Below are 25,649 nucleotides of genomic sequence, written 5' to 3'. Positions count from 1 at the left end.
ATCTCCTTCAGGCCAGGGCACGTGCGGCGTCGGCCACGGCGGCGCGGATGCGGGCATAGGTGCCGCAGCGGCAGACATTGCCGGCCATCGCGGCATCGATCTCGGCGGCGTCGGGCTGCCGACCACGCGGCAGCGACTTCAGAAATGCGGTGGCGCTCATGATCTGGCCGCTCTGGCAGTAGCCGCACTGGGCGACGTCGTGCTGCACCCAGGCATCGCGCACGGCGCGGCCCACGCGGTCGTCCCCGGCGGTGACCGCCTCGATCGTGGTGACGGCACGGCCGGCCACGCTGGACACCGGCGTGATGCAGGAGCGCACGGCCTGCCCGTCGACATGCACGGTGCAGGCCCCGCACTGGGCCACGCCGCAGCCGAACTTGGTGCCGGTCAGGCCGAGGCTGTCGCGCAGCGCCCAGAGCACCGGGGTGGAGGGATCGACATCCAGCTGCTGGGCGCGGCCGTTGACTTGCAGGGGGATCATCAGGTTCTCCTGGACACGGGAGGGCAAAGCCGAAAGCCGCAGTGTCGGCCCGGACACGGTCCCTGCGTTAGCCTGAATGTGCGCGATGCTTGCCTGATCCTCCGAGGGCCCTGCATGGACAGACCCGCCTCGCTACCATCGTGCTCAGCGCCGTTTGCACCTCTCCGCTGTCCTGACATGCCTGATCCTTCATCCCTGCCACCGCTCACCGACACCCGGGCCTCGCTGGCCCGACGCATCCTGGCGCAGACCACGGCCGGTGTCCTGCACCAGCCACCGGCCCTGCCCGGGCTGCTGATGTTCCGCGTCGACCAGCCGCACCTCGACGCCTGCAGCGTCTACGAGCCGTGCGTGGCGCTGATCGTGCAAGGCAGCAAGCGCCTGCTGCTGGGCGACGAGACCCTGTACTACGGCGAAGACCGCTACCTGATCGCGACGATGGATCTGCCGGTGCGGACGGCGGTGCTGGAGGCCAGCCGCGCCCAGCCCTATCTCGCGGTGGCGCTGCGGCTGGACTGGCGCGAGATCGCCTCGCTGATGCAGGAGCTGCCGCCGGCGCCCGCACAGACCCTGGCCAGCGACGGCCGGGCGATGAGCACCGGCGCCGTCACCGCACCGCTGCTGGACGCCTTCGACCGCCTGCTCGCGCTGCTGGACCACCCGGACGACCTGGCCGCGCTGGCACCGCTGGTCCGGCGCGAGATCCACTACCGGCTGCTGACCGGCGAGGCCGGCGCCCGGCTGCGCCAGATGGCCACCGTCGACACCCAGAGCCACCAGGTCGCACGGGCCATCGCGATCCTGAACACCCGTTTCGCGGAGGCCCTGCCGGTGGAGACCCTGGCACGGGAAGCGGGCATGGGCCTGTCGACCTTCCACCAGCATTTCAAGGCGCTGACCGCCATGAGCCCGCTGCAGTACCAGAAGCAGCTGCGCCTGACGGAAGCGCGGCGACTGATGCTGTCCGAGCGCCTGGACGCCTCGACAGCGGCCTTCCGCGTCGGCTACGAGAGCCCGTCCCAGTTCAGCCGCGAATACCGGCGCCTCTTCGGTACGCCGCCATCGAAGGACATCGCCGACAGGCGCGGACAGCCGCTGGTGTCCACCTCGGCGCTCGCCTGAATCAGCGCTCTGCCGCCACCTCCGCCGCCACCCGCGCCGCCTGACTCAGCAGGTGCGCGCGGAACACCCGCGCCACCGGACTGAGCGCCCGGCCCTGGCGGTGCACCACATGCCACTGGCCCGAAATCGGGAAACCCGCCACTGGCAGCACCTGCACGCCATGTTCGCGCGCCCGCCCGTGCAGCGTGTGCGCCGACAGCACCGACAGCCCCAGCCCGCCCGCCACCGCCTCCTTGATCGCCTCGTTGCTGCCCAGCTCCAGCCGCAGATTCGGGCGGAAGCCGGCAGCACGGAAATGGGCATCCGCAGCCATGCGCGTGCCCGAGCCCCGCTCGCGCAGGATGAAGCGCTCCTCGCGCAAGTCGTCCAGCGTCAGCGCCCCCCGCTGCGTCAGCGCATGGCCGGCGGACGCGATCAGCACCAGCGGATTCGACAGAAACACCGCGTCATCGAGCGCCAGATCGGCCGGCGGCATCGACATGATCGCCAGATCGTCGCGCTGCTCGCGCAGGCGCTGCACCACACCGTCGCGGTTGAGCACCTCCAGCCGGATGTCGATGTCCGGGTACTGCGCACAGAAGCCGCCGAGCAGCCGCGGCACGAAGTACTTCGCCGTGCTGACCACCGCCACCCGCAGCCGCCCGCTCGCCAGGCCCTTCCAAGCGGCGAGCTGCTGCTCCCAGTCGACCCACTCGTCGAGCATGCGCCGGGCGGTGGCGGCCAGCGCCTCGCCCGCCTCGGTGAGCTGCACGCGCCGACCGACCAGCGTGTAGAGCGGCAGCCCGGCTGCGTCCTGGATCTCGCGCAGCTGCATCGACGCGGTCGGCTGCGTCACGTGCAGCGCGCGCGCGGCGGCGCTGACACTGCCCTGCTCGGCCAGCGCGAGGAAGAGGCGGAGTTGCCGGAAAGTGGTGTTCATAGAAAAAACTCTATGTTGTGACGCACAAGAATCGATTTTTACTGATGCCATGTCCTCCCTAGCATCGGGGTCATGACCACCACCCTCCGGAACACCCTGATGAACACCCCGCGCGATGTGCTCGACCACTGGATGCAGGCCGTCAACCGCGGCGATGTCGACGCCCTGCTCGGCCTGTACGACCCGCAGGCCGTGCTGATCCCGACCTTCTCGAACCGGCTGCTCGACACGCCCGAGAAGCTGCGCGACTATTTCGAGAAGCTGGGCGCCCGCGAGGAACTCAGCATCGCGCTGCATGAGAAGACGCTGCTGGTGCAGGAACTGCCGGGGCGGCTCTTCACGCTGGGCGGCATCTACAACTGGCGCTTCCTGGTCGATGGCGAACTGCTGAACTTCGAGGCACGCTTCAGCTACGTCGTCGATCTGGCCCGGCCGCGGCCGATCCTGCACCACCACTCGTCGCAGATCCCGCGCATGTTGTGAGCGGCAGCGGGGGTGCGCGGCGGGGGGTGCTGACAGCCCGCACCTGCGGGGGTCTCGTGCTTACCCGGATGGTCAACGCTGACCCGACGTGCAAGCCCGGCGTCAGGTCCAGCGACCTCCATGCACAAAACGCATGAAATCCCCTGAAACCACCCCCCAGCCTTGACTACAGTGGCACCGATGACGCGCCACCCGGGCTCCACCAGATCCCGACCGTGGCGCGATCTTCATCCAACTCGCATCAACGAGGCCACAACATGCAAGAACCCCTGTCCTACGTCACACCCGGTCCGCACAGCGCCTGGGGCACCTACCTCCTCCAGGTCGACCGCGTCCTGCCCTACCTCGGCGCGCTGGCCCGCTGGTCGGAGACGCTCAAGCACCCGAAGCGGGCGCTGATCGTCGACGTGCCGATCGAGATGGACAACGGCACGGTGCGCCACTTCGAGGGCTACCGCGTGCAGCACAACCTCAGCCGCGGACCCGGCAAGGGCGGCGTGCGCTACCACCCGGACGTGACGCTGGAGGAGGTGATGGCGCTGTCGGCGTGGATGACGGTGAAGAACGCCGCGGTCAACCTGCCCTATGGCGGCGCAAAAGGCGGCATCCGGGTCGATCCGCGGCAGCTCTCGCACAAGGAGCTGGAGCGCCTGACGCGCCGCTACACCAGCGAGATCGGCTTCATCATCGGCCCGCAGCAGGACATCCCCGCGCCGGACGTGGGCACCAACCCGCAGATCATGGCGTGGATGATGGACACCTACTCGATGAACATCGGCGCCACCGCCAGCGGCGTCGTGACGGGCAAGCCGATCCACCTCGGCGGCTCGCTGGGTCGGGTCAAGGCCACGGGGCGCGGCGTGTTCGTGACCGGCCGCGAAGCGGCGCGGCGCATCGGGCTGAACCTGGATGGCGCGCGCGTCGCGGTGCAGGGCTTCGGCAACGTCGGCTCGGCGGCGGCGGAGCTGTTCACCAGTGCGGGCGCCAAGGTCGTCGCCGTGCAGGACCACACCGGCACCATCGCCAACCCGAACGGCATGGACATGGCCGACCTGATGGCGGTCGTGCGGCGTGACGGGGGTGCCGGGGCCTACACCGGCGCCGAGCGCATCGACGACGAAGCGTTCTGGGACACGGACTGCGACATCCTGATCCCGGCCGCGCTCGAAGGCCAGATCACCGTCGCCCGCGCCAACCGCCTGAAGGCCAAGCTCGTGCTCGAAGGCGCGAACGGCCCGACGATGTTCGACGCGGACGACGTGCTGACCGAGCGGGGCATCCTGGTCGTGCCGGACGTGATCTGCAACGCGGGCGGTGTCACGGTGTCCTACTTCGAGTGGGTGCAGGACTTCTCGTCGTTCTTCTGGACCGAGGACGAGATCAACGTGCGCCTGGACAAGATCATGGTCGAGGCCCTGCGCAAGATCTGGGACATGGCCGACCGGCACCGCATCACGCTGCGCACCGCGACGTTTGCCGTGGCCTGCGAGCGCATCCTGATGGCACGGCAGGAGCGCGGGCTCTATCCGTGAGCCCGCGGTACCGCGTGCGCCGATACGTCTGAAACTTGCGTTTACGCCATCTTCACATCTGAAAAATTCGTACCGGCACGAGAATTTCCCGGGTCCGTTCCAACCACTCCACCCCTCAGGAACGGACCCGGGAGACCTCGCATGCACACCCTTCGCCTCGCCGCCACAGCCGCCAGCCTGCTGCTGGTCACCGCCTCTGTCCACGCCGCCGTCGTCGATGGCATCGACGTCCGGCTGACCACGGCCAGCCCGGTGGTGCAGGGCGATGTGGACGTGGTGGTGCGGGTCACGATCACCAACACCAACGCGCGGCCGGTCGTGCTGCACCCCTGGCAACTGCCCGGCAGCGAACACGACGGCTCGCTCTTCGAGGTCACCCGCGACGGGCAGCCCGTCCCCTACACCGGCGCGCTGGTCAAGCGGGCAGCACCCGGCCCCCGCGACATGCTGCGGCTGAATCCCGGCACCACGGTGAGCTATGACATCGAGCTGACCGCTGTCTACGAACTGGAGCAGAACGGCCGCTACGACATCACCTACCGCAGTGGCGGTGTCCATGCCAGCCAGGCCACGCCGGCGCTGCAGTCGGACACGCTGTACCTCTGGCTGGAAGGCCGGACGCCGCAGCCCTCGGCCTCCGCGGCGCTGGCGTCTCAGGCGCTCGCCGCCGCCGCGGGCAGCATCAGCTTCACCGGCAGTTGCTCGGCGACCCGCAAGACCACCCTGCAGAACACCGTCACCGCCGCCAGAAGCTACGCCGCCAACGCCGTCACCTACCTGAACGGCACGCCGTCCACGGCCCGCAAGCGCTACGTCAAGTGGTTCGGCACACCGACGACCGCGAACTGGGCGGTGGTCAAGAAGAACTTAACGGCCACCCAGGACGCCTTGAACAACAAGCCCCTGGTGCTGGACTGCTCCTGCAAGCAGACCGGCGTCTACGCCTATGTCTACCCGTCGCAGCCGTACAAGGTCTACCTCTGCGGCGCGTTCTGGGGCGCGGCGATGACCGGCACCGACTCGAAGGCTGGCACACTGATCCACGAACTGACCCACTTCACCGTGGTGGCTGGCACCAGCGATTACGCTTACGGCCAGTCCGCCGCCGCCTCGCTGGCCATCAGCAGCCCGGCCAAGGCGATCAAGAACGCCGACAGCCATGAATACTTTGCGGAGAACACCCCTGCCCTGCCATGACGACACGCCCGTGGCCTTGCCCGCACCGCTCCAGCGTGGCCGTGCCCGCTGCATGGCGGTCGCACTGGTGGCGGCCATGAGCGTGGGCGCCCCACCATCGGCGGCGGCGGATGTGTCCACCGCCGCATCCGATCCACTGGCGGCCTTGCACTGCACGCTGGCGGTGGAGACAGCGGCCACCGGCGGGCCGGCACTGAAGGCGACCGTGCACAACGCCGGCACCCGCAGCCTGCGGCTGCTGCGCTGGGGCACGCCGTTCGAAGGCACGTGGCGCGCACCGATCGTCCGGATCGAGCGCGATGGTCAGCCGCTCGACTACCAGGGCCCGATGGTCAAGCGCCGCGCCCCGCAACTGCGCGACCACCTGACGCTCAAGCCGGGTCAGACCGTGCAGGCCGTGCTGCCGCTGGCCCCCGCCTGGGTCATCGACACCCCGGGGCAATATCGGCTGTCCGCCGCCTGGATGTGGCAAGGCCAGGTGCTCGCCAGCGGACCAGGCCACGCCACCACCACACTGGCGCCGACCGACGCCGTGTGCACGCAGGTGCAGTTCAGCCGTCCCTGAGCAGGCGCGGGTCGAAGCTGAAAGGCTGGTCGTCGGTGATGCGCACCTGCGCGATCGCCGGATGCAGCGGGTTCAGCAGCAGATTGCGCTCGATCGGGATCACGGCCGAGGGCACGCTCAAGGCGGCCGTGCGTCGGCTCGCCAGCCACTCGGCGCCGAGCAAGGCCAGTTCGTCCGGTGCCGGCACCGCCAGCCAGCGGACCGGCAGCGCCGCGGTCTCGGCCCGCTCGATCAGCAAGTCGTCCGGCAGCTCCAGCGTCAGCAGGCGCAGGTCATCAGGCGCATCGAGCGGATCGACGTGGACCAGCACTTCCAGCGCGGCCAGTGCAGCCGAACTCGCCGTGTAGACGATGGGCCGCCCGCGCCGATGCCAGCGCCCGCCCACGTACAGACCGCCGACGCCGTCCAGCGCCGTCGTGGCAAACGGCTGGCGGCAGATACGCCAGACCTTCACGGACACGCCGGCATCAGCTGAAGATGCCGTGGTTCAGGCGCAGCAGCACGTCCTCGATCTGGTGGGCGCCGATGTCCGTGTCGAGCAGGTCGAAGGGCACTTCGCCGCCCAGCGCCCGGTTCGGCGACTTGAGCCAGCGGCGCGCCTTGTCGGCATCGCCCAGCACCTCGGTGGCCATCTCCACGGCGCGCGTCAGGCGGTAGAGCCGGTCGGACTCCTGCGGCGTGAAGCGAAGTTCGGTCTTGCGGCGGGCCAGCGTGCGCAGCGGGATGCCGAGCACCTGCGTCATCTGCTGCGGGGCCATGTCCAGCTGAGACGCCACCGACTCGAAGACCGAGAACGGCAGCCCCTGGCGCACGGCGTTGCGGGCATCGAGGAGCGTGTTTGCCATCTGGCCATCCTACCACTGCCAAACGGCAAAATGGTGTCGCTGCATGCCATTTGCGCCGGGTCAACTGCGCGCACCAGCCAGTCTGATAGGGTGCGCGCCTCGGCGCGGTCCGCGCGCCCCGTGTCCCCGAAGAACGACGAGGAAACCACCATGTCCGCCACGCCTGCCACCCCCGCGATCGCCTGGAACGACGAACTGCTCACCCGCCAGCCCCAGATGGACGCCACCCACCGGGAGTTCGTCGAGCACCTGGTCCAGGTCGAATCGGCACTGGGTCAGTCGGACACGGTGCTGCTGCCGCGCTATGACGCGCTTGTGGCGCACACCGTCGAGCACTTCGCGCAGGAGGACCGCTGGATGGCCGCACTCGGTTTCGCGCCGCAGAACTGCCACTCGATGCAGCACACGCAGGTGCTGGCGGTGCTGCAGGACGTGCGTCGCCAGCATGTGGACGAGGGCAAGACCGACCTGATCGGGCGCCTGCTGCCGGAGCTGATGCAGTGGTTCGAGAACCATGCCCAGGCGGCGGATGCCGGGCTGGCCGGCTACATGGAGGAAGTGGGCTTCGACACGGTGACCGGCGCCATGGCCCGGCCACCGGTTGCCGCCGAGACGGCCGATGCGGGCTGTGGCAGCGCGACCTGCTGACCCGCGCCACGCCCCCCGCACCGTATCCGCTCAGGACGCCACGGAGCCGCTCGGTACCGACGCGCGGGCCGACGCCGAACGCTGGCCCGGTTGCACCAGGCGGATCCAGTTCGGGCGGTTGTAGAGGAAGGCCAGCCCGATCCGGTTGGCGAGGTGGAAGGCCCCCATCGCGATGCCGATCACCGAGACCATCGAGATGGTGGCGACCAGACTCGGGCTGCGGCCGATCGGCGAGGCCTGCAATGCCGGCACGATGACGATCATCGGCAGGTAGAAGCCGAGGTAGATCGCGATCGAGTTCTTGCCCAGGGTGTTGAGCCAACCCGCCCACGGGTGCGACGACACCAGCGACGCGATCACCACCACCGCGCTGATGCCCATGAAGCCGGCCAGCAGGTTCACCGACAGGTACTCGGTCAGCGCCAGCTTGACCAGCACGGCATTGACCACGGCCCAGACCAGCAGCCCGGCGATGGCCGGACGGCGGTGTTCGCGCGCCCAGTCGGCCAGCGCGAAGAAGCGGCCGGAGAAGACGTGCCCGACGTAGAAGAACAGGAAGAACATGCCGAAGCGGTCGACGTGGTAGATGCCCGTGTGCAGCGGGAACACGAACATCAGCACCGCCGCCGGCAACATGATCCAGACCGGCACGTGGCGCAGCAGACGCGTCGCCACGAAGTACACCGACAGCATCATGATGAACCACAGCATGCCGAACGGGTCGTACAGGTGGTAGAGCAGCGCACTCACGGCGTCGGCCAGATTGGCCGGTGCTTCATGGCCGAGCAGCCAGGTGATCGGCAGCACGATCACGGTCCAGAGCACGAAGAAATACAGGTAGTGCACGACCTTGGTGTCGAGGTAGTGCTTCCAGGGACGGTCGATCACCTGCGACAGGAACAGCCCCGAGATCAGGAAGAAGTCCGGCATCCGGAACGGCTTGGCGAACACGACGAAGTAGCCGAGCCAGCCGGCCTGCCCTTTCGCCACATGCCCCTGCATCGTCCCGGCAATCCACATGGCGACCACGGCGACGATGCAGAACCCCTTGGCGAAATCGACCCAGTCGTACCGGCTTCGGGGATCGGAAGGACGTGCTTGGCTCATGGCGTGGATCCTGGCTGAATGTGCAGGGCGCCAGTCTAGAAGGCCGGCAAGGGGGGATGCCCCCCCGCATTTGCACACCTGAACGCACCATGATGCGAAGCTGAATGCAATATTTACAAATCAGTCGTGACTTACGCCCTGGACACCATCCTCATCGCCGGATGTTGAAAATTCGTCATCCGGATCCTCGGATTCAGCCTCGCCGGCCAGCGGTGTCGCACCACGGCGGCCCTTGCGCGCCTTGCGTTCCTGCCGCGCCGCTTCGGCAATCGCCGCCTCGGCCGCCCAGACCAGGAACTCCTCCGGGGTTTCGAGCGTGATGCGCCCGAGGATGCCGTTGCGGTAGTCGTGGATGACGATCTCTGCCGCTTTCTGCAGATTGATCTTGCCGCCACCCAGCACGGCGCCCCGCTTGCGGCCGATGGCGGCCAGCAGTTCCTCGTCGTTGAGCGCCGTGGTGTCGGTCAGCTTGTAGCGGGCCTCGACCTGCCCGGCGTAGTCGCGACGCAGGGTCGCCAGCAACTCGACCGCCACCAGTTCTTCGTCCAGTGCGTTGCGACCGACCGCACCGGTGGCCGCCAGGTTGTAGCCGCCCTTCTCGATCGTGATCTTCGGCCAGAGCATGCCGGGCGTGTCGTAGAGGTAGAAGTCGCTCGCCAGCGCGATGCGCTGCTCCAGCTTGGTGATGCCGGGCTCGTCGCCGGTCTTGGCCGCGCGCTTGCCGACCAGCGTGTTGATGAGGGTGGACTTGCCGACGTTGGGGATGCCGCAGATCAGCACGCGCATCGGCTTGGCCATGCCGCCCCGCAGCGGCGCCAGGGCGCGGCAGGCGGTGATCAGGCGCTGGGCGGGCGCGGTGATGCTGGCGTCCAGGCCGAGCGCCTGCGTCTCGGGCAGGCTGTTGTAATGCGCCAGCCACAGCTCGGTGCGCGCCGGGTCGGCCAGGTCCTGCTTGTTGAGCACCTTGAGCGCCGGCTTGCCCTGCGTCAGTTGCGCCAGCAGCGGATTGGCGCTGGAGCCGGGTGCACGCGCGTCGAGCAATTCGATCACCACGTCGATGCCGTCCTTGACACGCGCGGTGATGGCCTTCTTGGTCAGGTGCATGTGACCGGGAAACCACTGGATGGACATCTGCAAAATCTTTCTGTGTCGAGGAACGGGGGGATGAACGGGATGCGGAACAACGGGAGAATAACGGGATGAAAACCTACACCCTAGAAGTCCAGCGCTACAAGGCCGCTGCCAGCCACCACGGGCTGGTCAACATCAAGTTCGACGGCCTGCTGGTGCCGCGCCCGACCCCGGAGGGCCAGGAGCCCGCCCATGTGCTGAGCATGAGCGAAGCGGATGCGCGCTCGCTCATGCTGCTGCTGAAGTCACAGTTCACGGAAATCGACAAGCGCAAGGCGCGCAGCCAGCGCTGAACCCGGCGCGGGCGGCCTTGGCAGCGGCACGCAGACCTCAGCCGCGGGTCGGCGTGATCTGCTCGGCGTAGTCGTAGAGCGCGCCGAGGATCTCCTGGGCCCGCTCGTCGTCCTCGTGCGCCTGGCCGAGGGTGTCGATGCGCTCGAAGAACTGCGCCACCGTCTGGGCACCGCCCTGCCCGTCCAGCAACCGCGCGGCGCAGTGGGCCTGCCAGCGCTGGCGTTCGGTGTCGGTCAGGGTCTCGGGGAAATTCCGGGCCCGGTAGCGCCAGAACAGCTCGTCCAGCCGCGGATCGTCAAAGGCTGGCGCACGGCCCGCGGGCAACTGGTCCGGCTTCAGCCCGCGCAGGCGCACAAGGCGGCGGCGGTCCTCGTTGTCGAGAAAGCCGCCGTAGAGGTCTTCATCCACATCGGGCGCCGGCGCACCCTCCACCACCGGCCGGGCATAGACCTCCTGCCAGATCCCGCCCAGCGTGCGCACCTGCGCCGCAGCGGTGTCCGCGTGGCGCAGGCACTGGGCCATGTCGATGCCCCAGTGGGCTGCACGCTCGGGAGACAGCGTCTTGAGGTTGGCGATCACGACCGGCGACTTGTTGAGGTGGATGGTCTTGATCGGCAGCCGCGTGAGACCTTCGGGCAGCGCGTCGGCGCGGGTGAACAGGCGCTCGCGGATCTGCGCCGCGCTCAGGCCCAGCAGTTCGGCCGGGTCGTGCGCCAGATCCCAGACGATCAGCTCGTTCTTGTTGGTCGGGTGCGTGGACAGCGGCCAGACCACCGCCAGGTTGCCACGCTCGGCACCGTACATGCCCGAGACGTGCAGGAAGGGCTGCCCCTGGCGCTGTGCACGGTCGATCTCGGCGGCCACGGCGTCCTTCTTGCGCAGCGCGAGGCAGAAGTCGAACAGCCGCGGCTGCCGGTCGCGGATCAGGCGGGCCAGCGCGAGCGTGGCGCGCACGTCGGACAGCGCGTCGTGCGCCGCTTCGTGGGCGATGCCATTGGCGGCGGTCAGGTGTTCGAGCTTGAAGGACGGGCGGCCGTCTTCATGGCGCGGCCAGACGATGCCCTCGGGGCGCAGGGCCCAGGCACAGCGCACGAGATCGACCAGGTCCCAGCGCCCGCAGCCGTTCTGCCACTCGCGCGCGTACGGATCGATCAGGTTGCGCCAGAACAGGTGGCGGGTGACCTCGTCGTCGAAGCGGATCGAGTTGTAGCCCAGGCCGATGGTGCCGGGCTGGGCGAGCTGCTCCTCGATGGCGCGGGCGAAGGCGTGTTCGGGCAGGCCCTGCTCCAGACAGTGCTGGGGGAGGATGCCCGTCAGGAGACAACTCTCGGGATCGGGCAGATAGTCCGGCGCGGGCTGGCAGTGGAACATGACCGGCGCACCGATCTCCTGCAGCTGCGCATCGGTGCGGATGCCAGCGAACTGGGCGGGGCGATCGCGTCGGGGCACACGCCCGAAGGTTTCGTAGTCGTGCCAGAGGAATGTGGAATCAGCCATGGGCGGCACCTTAACCGATCAGGAAAACGCCGCAGATCAGAGCCCGTCGGCGCGGCGCACGAAACTGGCGAAGCGCGGCACGCCGTGGCTGGTCTGGCCGCGGAACCGGTACACGATGAGGGAGCCGATGGGAGGTGGCGTGCGCCGCTCCTCGTCCGTGAAGCCGGAGCCGACCAGGAAGACGACACCATCGGCGTTGCGCACCTGCAAGGCACCGAGCATCCCCGCCAGACGGCCCTGCCCCGGCGTATAGCCGATCACCTGCGCATCGTCATCGTGCACCGGCTTGAGCTTGAGCAGCACCTCGCTGCGCCCGCCAAGGTTGGGCGCATCGGCCCGGTGCAGCATCAGGCCTTCGCCACCGACGTCGAGCACTTCCCGCAGACGCTCCCGCAGTTCCGCCCGGTCGGCCACCACGACCTGATCGACCGCATGCAACTGCGGCCACTGCGCCAGTTCGACCACCTGCCGGATGCGGGCGGCCCGTTCATCGAACCGTCCTCCGGCGCGCTGCATCTCGAACACCATGTAGTGCACCTGGCTCCAGGCCCCGTGTTCGGGCCTGCGCTTGCGCACCAGCGACGACACCTCGTCGAAGCGGCCACGACCGAGCCAGAGTTCTCCGTCCAGGGCCTCGTTCGGCAGGCGCGCCAGAAAATCCTTCGGCGCATCCAGCACCTGGCCAGTGCGGGTGCGCAGCGCCCGTCCATCCCACAGGGCACGGACCCCGTCGAATTTCTCGCTCACGAGGAATCCATCCGGATCGACATCGGGATCTGCCGTTCGCGCCAGCAGCACACCCGAGGACTGCCCGATGCGCTCCGGCACCACCGGCTGGGTCTGGGCAACCACCTCCCAGATGGCCCCCAGCCAGGTCACCAGCCCACCAAGACCTGCCACCAGCAGCCCCCGACGACGACGCATTTCGCCCATGATCGACATGTTCAAGCTCCCCTGCTCCGTGAAAGTTCAGTCCTGCGCATTTTTCATTTTTCTCTCTGCCATGCATCATGAATCGAACCATTCCGTACCACACCAGTTCCGAGGGGGGAGAAATGGGGGACAGGGAAAACACGCAGTGACAGGGCTTCAGGCTCCACGTCATGCAGGGCATCTACACTCGGCAGAGTGAGCCGGAAGAACACACCAGATCGTGACCTTGGAACGCTCCGGGCCACGCATGCAGCACGCCCTCGAATCGACGGGGTCGTGCAGGCGACTCGATCGGCTACAACACCAGATTGATCCAGCAACCTTGAGGGTAGAGAAGCAATGAAAGTCACCGTCATTGGCACCGGCTACGTCGGATTGGTGACAGGCGCGTGCCTGTCGGAGATGGGCAACCACGTGGTGTGCCTGGACGTGGATCCGGCCAAGATCAAGATCCTCAACGACGGCGGCATCCCGATCCATGAACCCGGCCTGCTCGAAGTCGTGCGCCGCAACGTCGCCGCCGGCCGCCTGGAGTTCACCACCGACATCGAACGCTCGGTCGCCCACGGCACCATCCAGTTCATCGCGGTCGGCACCCCGCCCGACGAGGACGGCTCGGCCGACCTGCAGTACGTCACCGCCGCCGCGCGCAACATCGGCCGCTCGATGACCGACTTCAAGGTCATCGTCGACAAGAGCACCGTGCCGGTGGGCACGGGCGACAAGGTGCACGCCGCCGTCGCCGACGAGTTGGCCAAGCGCGGCCTGCCGGAGATGGAGTTCGCCGTCTGCTCGAACCCGGAATTCCTGAAGGAAGGCGCGGCCGTCGCCGACTTCATGCGCCCGGACCGCGTCGTGGTCGGCGCCGAGGACGAGCGCGCCATCCTGCTGATGCGCGCGCTCTACCAGCCCTTCGTGCGCAACCGCGACCGCCTGTTCATCATGGACGTCAAGAGCGCCGAGTTCACCAAGTACGCCGCCAACGCGATGCTGGCCACCCGCATCAGCTTCATGAACGAGCTGTCGCGCCTAGCCGAGAAGGTGGGCGCGGACATCGAACTGGTGCGCGTGGGCATCGGCAGCGATCCGCGCATCGGCACGCACTTCCTGTACGCGGGTGCGGGCTACGGCGGCTCGTGCTTCCCCAAGGACGTGAAGGCGCTGGCCATGACCTCGGCCGAGATGGGCATCCCCTCGAAGATGCTCAAGGCGGTCGAGGAGGTCAACGAGGAGCAGAAGATGGTCCTCGTCGACAAGGTGGTCGCCAGGTACGGCGAAGACCTGTCGGGCAAGACCTTCGCGATGTGGGGCCTGGCGTTCAAGCCCAACACCGACGACATGCGCGAGGCACCGAGCCGGGTCATCATCGGCGAGCTGCTCAAGCGTGGCGCGAAGGTGCAGGCCTATGACCCCGTGTCGGCCGCCGAAGCGCAACGTGTCATGACCGGCTGGGACGGCCTGAGCTATGCCGACGGGCAGAAGCAGGCCCTGGAAGGCGCCGATGCGCTGCTCATCGTCACCGAGTGGAAGGAGTTCCGCACGCCCGACTTCGAGGCCATCCGCGACAGCCTCCAGGACAAGATCGTCTTCGACGGCCGCAACCTCTACGAGCCGGAGCTCATCCGTTCGTTCGGGCTGACCTATCTCTCCATCGGCCGGAACTGACGCGCCCGATGGCGGGACGAGAAACGGGCGCCGAGGCGCCCGTTTCTTCATCGCAGCAGCGCCTGACCGAAGCAGGTGTACGTCGTGACGCTGTAGGGCACCGTGAGCGTGGAGCTGCCGCTCATCGACGGCACGCTGCGCTCGCTCCAGTGCACCCCGCAGCCCACATCCACATTGCGCAGCACGGCGTACTGCACGTTCAGCCCCAGGCTGCTGGTGCGGTCGCTGGCGGAGGAAGGCAACACGCCGTTGCCGATGGTCAGCGAGTTGTCCAGGGAGCGGCGGGCATGCGAGAGACTGCCGGTCATGGCGACCTTGGACGTGACCTCCCATTGCGTGGTCAGCCCGAGCGTCGTGGTGATCGCGCTGTTGGAAGCGGCGACGTTGATGGCGCCGGTCGTGAAGTCGTAGGCGCCATTGCTGGCGTCGCGCGTCAGGTTCAGGCTGGTCGAGAGCTTGCCGGTGGGCTTCCAGTTCCAGCCCAGCGCACCAGTCCAGCTGTTCGTGCTGCGATCCGCGAGCGACTGGTGTTCCTTCGTCAGGCTCACACGGCCATTGAACACGCTGGCACCACCAGGGTTGATGATGGCCGAAAAGTCCAGGTCGTTGCGACGGACCTCGTTGCCGGTGTTCGGGTAGTCGACATTGGCGTGCCGCAGACCGGTCCGCAGGGTCAGGCCGCTGGCTGGCGTGACGCGCACACCGGCATTGAGCGACGCCTGGTTGACGTTGTTGCGGGCGTAGGTGGTTTCGGAATAGCGTGCACGCGACAGGGCCGCACCCGCATCGAAGCTCCACATGGTGACCAGCCCGAGGGTGGCCTGGGCACTGGCACTGTGGACGGTCAGCAGATTGCGCAGTCCGCTGGACAGCGCGGCCGCATCCGTCGGCAGGCTCTGGCGCGAGGAGAGCGCCACATTGCCCGACAGCCGCTCGACAGTCTCCCAGTCCAGGCGCGTGTCGAGGGCGTAGTCGGTGTTGTTGAGCGTGCTCAGCTTGCTGTAGCGGTTCGCATTGGCACTCAGGGTGGCCGTCAGTCGCTGGCGGCTGATGGGCTGGTCGAGGCCCAGGCGCACGCCGGTCGAGGAGATCGTGTCGGACTTGGCCAGTGCGTCCGTGTTCAGGAACACGTTGCTGTTGTGCGTGAACCGCTGCGAGACACCGAGGTAGTACGGGCTGGTCTCCGCACGGGCACTGCCGGCGACCAGGCAGGCCAAGCCGGCCAGTGTCAGCGCCAGCGGGCGCACGGAAAACTGCTGCGGTAGAGTCATCTTGAACATGGTCCGGCCTGTCATGTGGGTGGGATAGTGGGAGGGATGAAATCGGAAGTCAGTAGGCACTGCGATCGAAGAGCATTTGCCGGACCGTCCGCGCGATGATGCGCAGATCCAGTCCAAGCGACCAGTTGCGCAGGTACTCCAGATCGTAGTGCACCCGGGCGGCCATCTTCTCGACCACATCCGTCTCGCCGCGGCAGCCGTTGACCTGGGCCCAGCCCGTGATGCCGGGCTTGACCTTGTGGCGCACCATGTAGGAGCGGATGATCGGCCGGTACTGTTCGTTGTGGGCCACCGCGTGCGGCCTGGGGCCGACGATGCTCATGCGGCCCTGCAGCACATTGACGAACTGGGGCAACTCGTCCAGAGAGGTGCGGCGGATGAAGGCACCGAACGGGGTGACCCGCGGATCACCCTTGGTGGCCTGGGTGACCTGGGGGCCGTTTTCCATCACGCGCATCGAGCGGAACTTGTAGACCACGATCTCGTCGCCATCGAGACCGTTGCGCCGCTGCCGGAAGATGACCGGTCCGGGCGAACCAAGCTTCACGCCGATCGCCACCACCAGCAGCACCGGCGCGATCAGGACCAGGATCAGGCTCGCCAGCACGATGTCCGTCAGGCGCTTGACGAGTCCGTTCAGCCCCACGAACGGGCTTTCCAGCAGGCTCACCACCGGCACGCCATCCATGTTGCGCATGCGGCCCTGGATCACGTTGACACCGAACACATCCGGCACCAGGTAGATCGACACGGCCGCGTCCTGCAGCACCGAGATCATCTGGCGGATGCGGGGCTGGTTGCTGAGCGCGAAGGTGATGTAGGCATCCCGGATGTGGTGCGCGCGGATGAGCGCCGGGAGGTCCTCGAGTCCGCCGAGCAGCCGCTCGCGGACCCGCTCGTCACAGCGGTCCGGATGCCGGTCCTCCACATGGCCGACCAGGTCGTGCCCGTACGGCGCCCGCGCCAGGATTGCCTCGGCGATCCTGGCTCCCAGCGGACCGCCACCGATGACCAGCGCCGGACGCCGGTGGGCCGGTTGCGCCGCGAACCGGCGCATGAGCCAGCGGCCCGCCAGCACGAACGCCAGTTGCGCCACGGGTGTGCTGACGACCCAGACCACCGCCACATCCAGGCGGAAAAACTGCAGGCTGTCGGACGCATGGCCACACAGGAAGAGGATGGCCACCACGGCCGCCCAGGCCGTGACGATGTCGACGGCCGAATTCGAGGGTCGCTCGTAGAAGCGGTTGGTGCCCGGAAACATCAGCGTCATGGTGAACACGCCAAGCAGCAGCACCGGGCGGTCCACCGACTGGCTCAGCCACAGCGACGACAGCAGCAGGCACAGCACCGCCAGCAGCGGCTCGGCCAGCGCCGCCACGAAGACCGGCACCGATTGCGGCGCCCTGGGGAACACGCTGCCGGAGTCGGCAGGACCCGCGGTCATGGCAGGCCCCATGCCCGCCTCGAACGCACGGAGCCCGCGAAGCCGCTCGGGCACCCGGGTGTCAACGGCATCGGGAACGGACTGGTCGAGGTACATCGGACGGCATGGCAGACAGCCCGCAGAGTGGAGCTTCTATTGTCCACAGAGAAAATGTCCGCTTTTTTCAGCCTGGCAAGCAGTATCGGCACTAGTGCCGTGAACCCCCCCTCATGTCAGGGGATCAGGGGATGGCTCCACCGCGGCGCCCAGGCGTGCAGCCACCGGATCAGCTCCTCCGGTGTCATGGCGCAGGCGAACAGGTTGCCCTGCATCTCGTCGCAGCCCAGGCGCAACAGCACATCCCGCTGCTGCGCCGTCTCGACCCCCTCGGCCACCACCTTCAGATCCAGCGAGCGCGCCAGGGCGATGACGGCCGTGACGACCGCCGCACTCTGTCGTTTCACGCCCAGATCGCACACGAAGGACCGGTCGATCTTCAGCTCGCTGATCGGCAGCTGGGTCAGGTAGGCCAGCGAGGAGTAGCCGGTGCCGAAGTCGTCGATGGCAATTTCCACGCCGATCTGGGTCAGGCGGTGCAGGTCCGGAATGACGCGGTCCAGGTTCTGCATCAGGCCCGTCTCGGTGATCTCCAGCGCCAGTGCGCGCGGCGCCAGCCCGTGGCGCTCGGTGGCGGTGCGCACCAGATCGATCAGGTCCGAGCGCTCGAAGGCCCGGCTCGGCAGATTCACCGCCACGCTCAGCTCCACGTCGTGCACATCGCGCCAGACGCCGATCTGGCGGGCCACCTCGCCGATGGCCCATTCGCTCATGGACACGATCAGGCCGGTCTCCTCGGCCAGCGGGATGAACTCGCCGGGCTGCACCAGCACGCCGTCGCGCCGCCAGCGCATCAGCGCCTCCACGGCCACCACGGTGGAGGTACCGACACGGACCTTGGGCTGGTAATGCAGCACCAGCTCGTTGCGCTCGATCGCCTTGTGCAGCGCGCTTTCCAGCTCCAGCCGCTCGCGGCCCTGTCCCGCCAGATGCGGCCGGTAGACCTGCATTGCGTTGCGACCGCCGGACTTGGCCGCATACATCGCCACGTCCGCGTTGCGCAGCAGGTCGACCACGCTGATCCCGTCGCGCGGAAACAGGCCGATGCCCACGCTCGCGGTGACGAAGTACTCGCGCCCGCCCAGCACCACCGGCTCGCGCATCGCCTGCAGGATGCCCTGCGCCACATGCACGGCCTGGGCCTCGTCGATCACTTCGGGCAACAGCGCGACAAACTCGTCACCGCCCAGCCGTCCCACGGCTTCCAGCGAGCGGTGCGAGCGCAGCACGGTCGCATCGATGCTCATGTCGGCGATCTGGTCGCAGTGGTGGACACAGGTACGCAGGCGCCGGCTGATCTCCACCAGCAGCTCGTCACCCTGCCCGTGGCCGAGCGTGTCGTTGATGTTCTTGAAACGGTCGAGGTCGATCAGCAGCAGCGCGAAGTCGTGGCCCATCCGGCGCGCCTGCTCCAGGGCGCGCTCGGCGCGCCAGATCAGCTGGCGCCGGTTGGGCAGCCCGGTGAGCGCATCGAAGTTGGCCAGATGCCGGATCTTGTCCTCGATGAGACGCCGGTCGGTCACGTCCTGGATGATGCCGGCGTAGGCACACAGCCCGCCCTGGTCGTCGAACTCGGGCTCGGCCTCGACGTGCACGATGCGCTCGCGCCCGTCCGGCAGGCGGATCGTCACATCGCTGTCGAGCACCGTGCCATGCCGCACGACATCGCGCAGCAGCGGCGCCATCGCTCGGCGGGCGCCCGGCACCAGCAGCCGCATCATCTCCGGCACCGACAGCGGCGCGCGCGGTCCGTGGCCGATCACGCGCAGCGCCTCGGGTTCCAGCTGCATGCCACCGCCGAGGCGCCAGTCGAAGCTGCCCATGCGGGCCAGATCCTGGGCACGGGCCAGCTTGGCGCGGCTGCGCAGCAGCTCCATCTGGATGTGCGAGGTGCGCAGCAGATAGCGCAGGCGCCCTGCCAGCAGGCTCCAGTGGTGCGACTTGACGAAGAAGTCGGTCGCGCCCGCGTCGAAGGCCCGCTCGATCGAGGCCTCGTCGTCGAGCCCGGTGAGCATGAGCACCGGCATCAGCTCGAAGCCGGGCAGGTCACGCAGCGCCTCGCAGGTCCGGAACCCGTCCATGCCGGGCATGACCGCGTCGAGCACCATGACATCGGGGGACCAGTCGGCCAGCATGCGCATCGCCGCCAGTCCGCCGGTGGCCTCGTGCACCGTGAACCCGCGCTCGCGCAGCGCTGCACCGGTCAGCAGCAGGTTCACCTCGTCGTCGTCGACCAGCAGGATGCGCGGCTGGCGGTCGGCGCCGGGCGCCATGGCGGGATGCTCTTGGTTCAATCGTGGATCCTGCTCAGTCGGTCTGCATGGACAGGCGGTGTCGCACACCCTCCTGCACACGCTGCATCTCGTTGCGCAAGGCCTCAAGGCGCGGCAACAGTCCGGTCATGCCGGTGCCGCGCCGCAGCGCCTGCTCCATGTCCGCGCACAGTGCGGACAACTGCAGCGCCCCCAGGCTGTTCGCCGACGACCGCAGCGTGTGGGCCACGTGCAGCACCGACGCCGGGTCCAGCCCGAGCGGACCGGCCCCGAGCATCGGCATCAGCCGGCTGATCGACGCGTCGAACGCCTGCATCACCCGGCGCACCAGCTGGTTGCGTCCACCGGGATCGAGATCGTGCAGGCGCTGCAGGGCAACCGCATCCAGCAGCGGCGGGGCTGGCGACAGCGGCGGATCGTCTTCCAGCGCCAGAAAGAGGGTGGGCTCGGGCGGAGTCTGCAGACCGTCGGAGAAGTGGCCCCGCTCGCCGAACCCGGTCAGCGCGCCGGGCGCGGTGCGGGCGGCGGCTTCGATGTCGCGCTGTCCGCGCCGGCCCAGCCGGTTGCCGACATAGCGCCCGAGCACCGCCAGCAGCTGGCCTTGCCGGTAGGGCTTGGACAGGTAGGCATCGAAGCCGAGCGACAGGAACCGCTCCTCGTCCCCCTCCAGGGCATTCGCCGTGACGGCCACGACCGGGGTCTGCGCCGGCGTGAGGAAGGTGAAGCGGGGCGTCGGGCCGCGCCGCAGCCACTGCAGCGCCTCCACACCGTCCATGCCCGGCATCTGGATGTCCATCAGCACGAGATCGAACAGGTCCTCGCACAGGGCACCCAGGCCCTCCAGTGCCGACCCCGCCACCCGCACGCTGCAGCCCATGCGCTGCAGCATCTGGTTCATGACTTCCTGGTTGACCGGGTTGTCCTCGACCACCAGCACCGAGGCACCGAGCTGCGGCATGCGGACCTCGCCCTCCTGGCGGGCGGCGGCGATACCGAGGATGGCCTGGCGCAGCTCGGCCTTGCGCACGGGCTTGTGGATGAAGCGGACAAACCCGGCCTCCTGCGCGACCCGCACATCGTCGGGCGCGGCCACCGAGGACAGCAGCACCAGCTGCGTCCGGCCGATCAGCCCCTCTGCGCGCAGGCGCTGCGCCAGCTCGATGCCGTCCATGCCCGGCATGTGCCAGTCGATCAGCGCCAGATCGAAGGGCGACTCGTCCAGTGGCAGCGTGCGCAACAGCTGCAGCGCCTGCGCGCCATCACCGACCAGCGTCACGCGCAGGCCCCAGGCGGTCAGCATGTTCTCCAGCACGGTGCGGTTGGTGGGATGGTCATCGACCACGAGCACGCGGATGCTGGGCATGGTGGTCGCGTCCCCCAGCCCCTGGGTCAGCGACGAATCGCCACTGCCGGCGCTCACCGGCAGCGTGAAGCTGAAGGCCGAACCGACACCCGGCTGGCTGCGCACGGTGATCGCCCCGCCCATCAGCTCGACCAGCTGGCGCGAGATCGCCAGGCCGAGCCCCGTGCCGCCATAGCGCCGCGACAGGCCGACGTGGACCTGCGTGAAGGCGTTGAACAGGCGCGGCAGCATGTCCGTCGCGATGCCGATGCCGGTGTCCTGCACCGTGAACACCAGCAGCACGTTGCCCGCAGCCGACGCGGGCGCGTGGTTCAGATCGACGGTGATCTCGCCGTGCTCGGTGAACTTGATCGCGTTGGACACCAGGTTGGTGAGCACCTGGCGCAGACGCAGCGGATCGGCCAGCACCGTCGCCGGCAGGCCGGTCGCTTCGCGGAAGCTCAGCTCCAGACCCTTCTCGTGCGCGCGCGGCGCCAGCAACTCCAGCGTGTCCTCGACCACGCTGCGCAGCGAGAACTCCGACGGCGCCAGTTCCAGCTTGCCGGCCTCGATCTTGGCGAAGTCCAGCACGTCGTTGATGATCTCCAGCAGGCTCTCGCCGGAGCGGTAGACCGCCTGCGCGAAGCGGCGCTGGCGGTCGTTGAGCGCCGTGCCCAGCAGCAGCTCGGTCATGCCGAGGATGCCGTTCATGGGGGTGCGGATCTCGTGGCTCATCGTCGCCATGAACTGGCTCTTGGCGCGCGAGGCCGCCTCGGCCGCGTCGCGCGCCGCCTGCAGCTGCAGCTCGCGCTCGCGCTCCTCGGAGACATCGTCGATCAGCCCGTAGACCCGGATCTCGCCGTCCTGCAGCACGCGGGTGCGCGTGCGCTGGCGCAGCCACCGCACGCCGCGCTGCGGATGGCGGATGCGCACGGTGACGTCGGTGCTGACCGAGTGCGGCTCGTCCAGCCGCTGCTGCTCCAGCAGGGGCGTGTCTTCCGGCAGCACCCGCAGCGGCAGCAGTTCCGCATGCGGCAGCACCTGGGACGCCACCAGCCCGAGCATGTCGTACACGCGGGCGCCGATGTAGAAGTAGCTGTCCCGGTGCGGATCGGTGACGAACACGCCCTCGTCGATCGACTCCACCAGCTCGCGGTAACGCTCCTCGGACTCGCGCAGCTGCTGGGCATCGCGGCGCTGCTGGGTCACGTCGCGCAGCTGGCAGATCACCACCGTCGGGCGCCCCAGCCGGTTGCGCACGGCAACGTAGCGGGCGCTGATGACGCGGTCCCCGTCGGCGGCGGGTCGCTCGAACTCGTGCTCGATGGCATCGTGGCTGTCCACCGCCCGCGTCAGGCAGGCCTGCACCCGCTGCTGCACGCCGTGCCCGAGCAGCTCGTCCAGATCCCAGCCGCCGACCTGCGCGCTGTGGGCCGAGAACTCCAGCTCCGCGTGCCGGTTCAGCGAGACGACCCGGAACCGCTCCGCGTCCAGCACCACCAGGCTGATCGGGATGTGCTCGGTCAGCACCGCCAGCAGCGCCCGCCCCTCGTCGATGCCGAACTCGCGCTCCTTGCGGTCGCTGATGTCGCGGCAGACGCAGACCACCTGCGGCCGCCCGGAGGTTTCATCGACAACGACCTGGGCGTCGATTTCCAGCCAGTAGGGATCGCCCGGCAGCATGTCGTCGCGGCCACGCCGGGCAACGAATTCACGCACGAAGTCGTCGCCGCGCACCAGGCAATCGCGCAGCAGCAGCGCCAGCCGGGTGTCGTCGGCGTCCCCGAGCAGCACGTCCCAGAGGGTGCGGCCGCAGATCTTGCCGGGCGAGTGGCCAGTCGCCTGCACGAAGGCCGGATGCGCCCACTCGATGATCCCCTCCGCATCCGTGATGACCGCGCCACGGCCAACCCGTGCCGCCAGCAGGGCCACCCGCGCCAGCCGCTGGGCCGAGAGTTCCGCATCGCGCACCTGTTCGTCCCGGGCCGCCAGATGCCCGAGGTGCAGGCCGACCAGTTCGAGCAGCTGCCGCAGCGCGGGCGTCGACTCGGCAGGGTTGTGGAACTCGATGGCGGCGACGGCGCATTGCCGGTGCACCACCGGCAGCGCCAGCACCTCGCGCACTCCGTCCGGGCGCCAGGGCAGCTTCGGCTGTGCCGGCGCCAGCACGGCCAGCACCGGCCGCAGCAGCGCCAGCGCCGTGCCCAGCGGGGCCTCGCTGGCATGGGTGGTGGCCATCTGGCCGAGATCGATCAGCTCTTCGGTGGCGCTGTCGCGCAGCACCCAGGGCTGCACCAGTGCGCCCTCCTCGCTCCAGTCGCTCACGCGCAGCAGGCAGGATCCGCTTGCCCGCAGCCACAGGCGCAGCACGGGCGCCACGAGGCACAGGCCCTCCTGCAAGGTCACCGCCAGATGCAGGCGGCGCGACAGCAGGAGGGCCTGGGTCTGGGCCTGCGCGTCCGAGATGCGCGGGAGGACATCGGCATCGGTGTCGCCCGAGACCGTGATCAGCCCGTCCGGCGCCTCCAGCGCACCAGGGGTGCTCACGCAGATGTCGAGCGCCCACGGGTGGTCGGTCGTGCGGGCATCGTCGGTCGGCGGCAGCATCAGCGCCGCGTGCACCGCGGGCGCCAATGTCACGTCGGTGGAGGGCATGGCAGGCTTGGGCAGGGTTGGTCAGATCGGAGGCGCAAGCATAGGTGCAGCCCGGCCTGTGCCCGACGCACCGGTCGACTCAACCGCGCAATTTCGCCGAAGTCTCGCGCAGGGTGTCCGACTCGTTGCAACGGTGCCGGCTCGTCAGGAAACCAGTCCCTACAATCCTTGACATGTCGTCACCCCCCGAGTCCGGATGGCGCCCTGCGACACGGGCCATCCTGTTGTGTCTGGCTGCACTGGCCCTGCTGGTATCGACGCAGTGGCTGGCCCAGTCGCTGAGCCCGTCCACCGCGCAAGCGCGGCTCGGCTGGGCGATGGCCCTGCTGGGCATCGGCCTGGCGACCATGGGCTGGGTCGTGCACCGCAGCGCCCGAACGTCCACGCTCTCCGCTGCGCACCTTGCCGCACCCGCCGCCGCGCCCGACGGGCTGCGGCTCACCACCGCGCAGTCGCTCGCGCTGCAGACCCGGCTGCTGCGCGGCCTGCCCGGACCGGCGCTGCTCGTGCGCACGGGCGATGCCGCACCGCAGGTGCTGGCCTCCAACAACGCGGCCCAGGCCACCTTGCCTGCCGCCGATTCACCCGCGCTCGGGCGGATGGTGAGCGAGTGGCTGGCGCAGAGCCTGACCCAGACACACGACGCCGGCGTGCAGCGCCTGGACCTGCCGGGCCACTGCTGCATCCTGTGGATGCCGCCCTCCACGCCGGCCGTGGAGCCTCCTGCGATCGACGCTCCACCCACGCCAGCCCCGCCCCCCATGCGCGATCCTGCGGACGACGACCGCTCGGCCATCGTCTACACCGTCTCGCACGACCTGCGCGCGCCCATCCGCGTGATCGAGGGCTTCACCCGCATCGTGCGCGAGGACTACGGCCACCTGCTCGACCGCGTCGGCAACGACCACCTGGAGCGCGTGCTCGGCGCCGCGGCGCGCATGAACAGCATGATCGATTCGCTGCTGGCGCTGTCGCGGCTGTCCACGCAGGCGATCGAGCCGGTCCCGGTCGACCTGACCGACCTCGCCACCCAGGTGATGGCGGAGCTGCGCCAGCAGGCACCCGAACGCCAGGCCGAGATCCGCATCGAAGCCGGACTGGCCACGCGGGGAGACCCGGTCCTGCTGCGCGCGATGCTGGACAACCTGCTGGGCAATGCCTGGAAATACGCCTCCCGCCGCGAAGTCACCCGCATCGAGTTCGGCACCACGCACGGGGCAGGTCGCCCGGAATTCTTCGTCCGCGACAACGGCGCCGGTTTCGACATGCGCTTCGCCGGCAAGCTGTTCGGCGCTTTCCAGCGGCTGCACGGCGCCACCGAGTTCCCCGGCACGGGCGTCGGTCTGGCATCGGTGCGCCGCATCATCCGCCGCCACGGGGGCGAGATCCGGGCCGAAGCCGCCGTCAATGAAGGCGCGACCTTCTACTTCACGCTCGGCGGAGCAACGCGCTCAGAGTGAGCCCGGCAGTGCCAGCTGCTCCAGCGCCTCGACCATCGCGGTGCAGGTCCGCTCCAGCGCACGCCCTTCCTGGAGAGACAGTCGCTGCAGCCGCTCCAGCGCCGGCCCGCGTGCCAGCGAAAAGCGGTGCATCACGATGCCGACAGCCATCGCCACCACCGTCGGCAGCGCAGGCGCGTCGGGCGTCGCCTCGACCTCTGCGCGCACGCCGGTCTCCGGCTGCGGCACCACCGCCGCCTCGGCCTCCAGTGCTGGCGCACCGCTGCGCTGGCGCACCTCGTCCAGCGCCGACGCCACCGCCGGCACCAGCTGCGCGATGTCCAGCGGCTTGACCAGCAGCGCCAGCGCCCCGAGTGCCTGGATGCGCGCCAGCGTCGCCTCGTCCGAGAACGCCGACAGGAACATGAACGGGATCTGCAGCGCCTCGCGCAGGTAGTGCGCCACGTCGTAGCCGCTCATGCCGTCCATGCGGATGTCGAGCAGCGCCAGGTCGGGCCGGTGCTGGCGGGCCAGCAGGATGGCGTCGTCGCCGTTGTCGGCGTCGAGGATGTCGAAGCCGGCGTGCTTCAGGCCATGCACGACCGTGGCCAGCACGAGCCGGTCGTCGTCCACCACCAGAATCCGCCCGCGCGGGGAAGTTGCCGACTTGTCTGACACCATGAACATCCTGGGTGGAT

The 25,649-nt window shown here is 68.7% G+C and carries 22 protein-coding genes; 9 read left to right on the top strand and 13 right to left on the bottom strand.

The genetic code is table 11. The annotated features are described in order from the left end of the window. Positions 1-7 precede the first annotated feature (7 nt). Entirely contained in the window at positions 8-481 is a 474-nt protein-coding gene (locus BDD16_RS14110) for a (2Fe-2S)-binding protein (RefSeq protein WP_179634536.1), read from the bottom strand. 177 nt (positions 482-658) lie between these two features. On the opposite strand from BDD16_RS14110, the gene BDD16_RS14105 reads away from it, so the two are divergent. Further along, entirely contained in the window at positions 659-1,603 is a 945-nt protein-coding gene (locus BDD16_RS14105; protein WP_179634535.1) for an AraC family transcriptional regulator, read from the top strand. Position 1,604: 1 nt separating this feature from the next. On the opposite strand, the gene BDD16_RS14100 is transcribed toward BDD16_RS14105, so the two are convergent. Beyond that, positions 1,605-2,522: a LysR family transcriptional regulator gene (locus tag BDD16_RS14100; protein WP_179634534.1), complete on the bottom strand. Its 918-nt coding sequence runs from the start codon at positions 2,520-2,522 to the stop codon at positions 1,605-1,607. A gap of 72 nt (positions 2,523-2,594) precedes the next feature. Between BDD16_RS14100 and BDD16_RS14095 the strand changes: the two genes are divergently transcribed. The 4 genes from BDD16_RS14095 (at position 2,595) to BDD16_RS14080 (ending at position 6,299) form a co-directional block, all read left to right on the top strand. Then, positions 2,595-3,005, top strand: coding sequence for a nuclear transport factor 2 family protein (locus BDD16_RS14095; protein ID WP_218897813.1), 411 nt, complete (start codon positions 2,595-2,597; stop codon positions 3,003-3,005). A gap of 257 nt (positions 3,006-3,262) precedes the next feature. After that, positions 3,263-4,537 carry a Glu/Leu/Phe/Val family dehydrogenase gene (locus BDD16_RS14090; RefSeq protein ID WP_179634533.1) on the top strand — a complete coding sequence of 425 codons (1,275 nt, stop codon included), beginning with the start codon at positions 3,263-3,265 and terminating at the stop codon, positions 4,535-4,537. Between the two features lie 141 nt (positions 4,538-4,678). Then, positions 4,679-5,734 carry a M35 family metalloendopeptidase gene (locus BDD16_RS14085; protein WP_179634532.1) on the top strand — a complete coding sequence of 352 codons (1,056 nt, stop codon included), beginning with the start codon at positions 4,679-4,681 and terminating at the stop codon, positions 5,732-5,734. After that, entirely contained in the window at positions 5,697-6,299 is a 603-nt protein-coding gene (locus BDD16_RS14080; protein ID WP_179631891.1) for a hypothetical protein, read from the top strand. Before BDD16_RS14085 ends, BDD16_RS14080 begins: the two co-directional genes overlap by 38 nt. Here BDD16_RS14080 and BDD16_RS14075 read toward each other — a convergent pair. Beyond that, positions 6,286-6,759, bottom strand: coding sequence for an RES family NAD+ phosphorylase (locus BDD16_RS14075; RefSeq protein ID WP_218897811.1), 474 nt, complete (start codon positions 6,757-6,759; stop codon positions 6,286-6,288). The two genes, BDD16_RS14080 and BDD16_RS14075, sit on opposite strands and share 14 nt — an antisense overlap. Before the next feature lie 7 nt (positions 6,760-6,766). Further along, positions 6,767-7,144 carry a type II RES/Xre toxin-antitoxin system antitoxin gene (gene parS / locus BDD16_RS14070; protein WP_179634530.1) on the bottom strand — a complete coding sequence of 126 codons (378 nt, stop codon included), beginning with the start codon at positions 7,142-7,144 and terminating at the stop codon, positions 6,767-6,769. A 150-nt stretch (positions 7,145-7,294) separates the two neighbouring features. Between parS and BDD16_RS14065 the strand changes: the two genes are divergently transcribed. Further along, positions 7,295-7,792: a hemerythrin domain-containing protein gene (locus tag BDD16_RS14065; protein WP_179634529.1), complete on the top strand. Its 498-nt coding sequence runs from the start codon at positions 7,295-7,297 to the stop codon at positions 7,790-7,792. Positions 7,793-7,822: 30 nt separating this feature from the next. Here BDD16_RS14065 and BDD16_RS14060 read toward each other — a convergent pair whose 3' ends face one another. After that, positions 7,823-8,899, bottom strand: a complete 1,077-nt coding sequence (locus BDD16_RS14060; protein ID WP_179634528.1) for an acyltransferase family protein — start codon at positions 8,897-8,899, stop codon at positions 7,823-7,825. A gap of 120 nt (positions 8,900-9,019) precedes the next feature. Next, on the bottom strand, positions 9,020-10,030 hold the full coding sequence (gene ylqF / locus BDD16_RS14055) for a ribosome biogenesis GTPase YlqF (protein ID WP_179634527.1): 1,011 nt from the start codon (positions 10,028-10,030) through the stop codon (positions 9,020-9,022). A gap of 68 nt (positions 10,031-10,098) precedes the next feature. Between ylqF and BDD16_RS14050 the strand changes: the two genes are divergently transcribed. Then, positions 10,099-10,323: a hypothetical protein gene (locus BDD16_RS14050; protein WP_179634526.1), complete on the top strand. Its 225-nt coding sequence runs from the start codon at positions 10,099-10,101 to the stop codon at positions 10,321-10,323. Between the two features lie 37 nt (positions 10,324-10,360). On the opposite strand, the gene sbcB is transcribed toward BDD16_RS14050, so the two are convergent. After that, the gene (sbcB, locus tag BDD16_RS14045; protein WP_179634525.1) at positions 10,361-11,821 is read right to left on the bottom strand and encodes an exodeoxyribonuclease I; all 1,461 of its coding nucleotides are present in this window, start codon (positions 11,819-11,821) and stop codon (positions 10,361-10,363) included. Between the two features lie 36 nt (positions 11,822-11,857). Further along, positions 11,858-12,763: a DNA ligase gene (locus BDD16_RS14040; RefSeq protein WP_218897810.1), complete on the bottom strand. Its 906-nt coding sequence runs from the start codon at positions 12,761-12,763 to the stop codon at positions 11,858-11,860. Between the two features lie 330 nt (positions 12,764-13,093). Here BDD16_RS14040 and BDD16_RS14035 point away from each other — a divergent pair, with 330 nt between their 5' ends. Then, positions 13,094-14,419, top strand: coding sequence for a UDP-glucose dehydrogenase family protein (locus BDD16_RS14035; protein ID WP_179634524.1), 1,326 nt, complete (start codon positions 13,094-13,096; stop codon positions 14,417-14,419). A gap of 47 nt (positions 14,420-14,466) precedes the next feature. Here the strand turns inward: BDD16_RS14035 and BDD16_RS14030 are convergent, their stop codons facing one another. The 4 genes from BDD16_RS14030 to BDD16_RS14015 all read right to left on the bottom strand — a co-directional run bounded on the left by BDD16_RS14030 (position 14,467) and on the right by BDD16_RS14015 (position 23,512). Next, entirely contained in the window at positions 14,467-15,699 is a 1,233-nt protein-coding gene (locus tag BDD16_RS14030) for a porin family protein (RefSeq protein ID WP_179634523.1), read from the bottom strand. Positions 15,700-15,748: 49 nt separating this feature from the next. Further along, positions 15,749-17,146, bottom strand: a complete 1,398-nt coding sequence (locus BDD16_RS14025) for an undecaprenyl-phosphate glucose phosphotransferase (protein WP_179634522.1) — start codon at positions 17,144-17,146, stop codon at positions 15,749-15,751. 212 nt (positions 17,147-17,358) lie between these two features. After that, the gene (locus tag BDD16_RS14020; RefSeq protein WP_179634521.1) at positions 17,359-19,515 is read right to left on the bottom strand and encodes a putative bifunctional diguanylate cyclase/phosphodiesterase; all 2,157 of its coding nucleotides are present in this window, start codon (positions 19,513-19,515) and stop codon (positions 17,359-17,361) included. A 34-nt stretch (positions 19,516-19,549) separates the two neighbouring features. Further along, positions 19,550-23,512, bottom strand: coding sequence for a PAS domain-containing hybrid sensor histidine kinase/response regulator (locus tag BDD16_RS14015; protein ID WP_179634520.1), 3,963 nt, complete (start codon positions 23,510-23,512; stop codon positions 19,550-19,552). Between the two features lie 173 nt (positions 23,513-23,685). Here BDD16_RS14015 and BDD16_RS14010 point away from each other — a divergent pair, with 173 nt between their 5' ends. Continuing rightward, complete coding sequence (locus tag BDD16_RS14010; RefSeq protein ID WP_179634519.1) at positions 23,686-24,972, top strand: sensor histidine kinase; 1,287 nt, start codon at positions 23,686-23,688, stop codon at positions 24,970-24,972. Here BDD16_RS14010 and BDD16_RS14005 read toward each other — a convergent pair. After that, the gene (locus BDD16_RS14005; RefSeq protein ID WP_310733995.1) at positions 24,964-25,629 is read right to left on the bottom strand and encodes a response regulator; all 666 of its coding nucleotides are present in this window, start codon (positions 25,627-25,629) and stop codon (positions 24,964-24,966) included. The two genes, BDD16_RS14010 and BDD16_RS14005, sit on opposite strands and share 9 nt — an antisense overlap. Between the last annotated feature and the right edge of the window lie 20 nt (positions 25,630-25,649).

This window comes from Sphaerotilus montanus, from assembly GCF_013410775.1.
Taxonomy (GTDB): domain Bacteria; phylum Pseudomonadota; class Gammaproteobacteria; order Burkholderiales; family Burkholderiaceae_C; genus Sphaerotilus; species Sphaerotilus montanus.
This window is presented reverse-complemented; position numbering and strand designations above follow the sequence as displayed.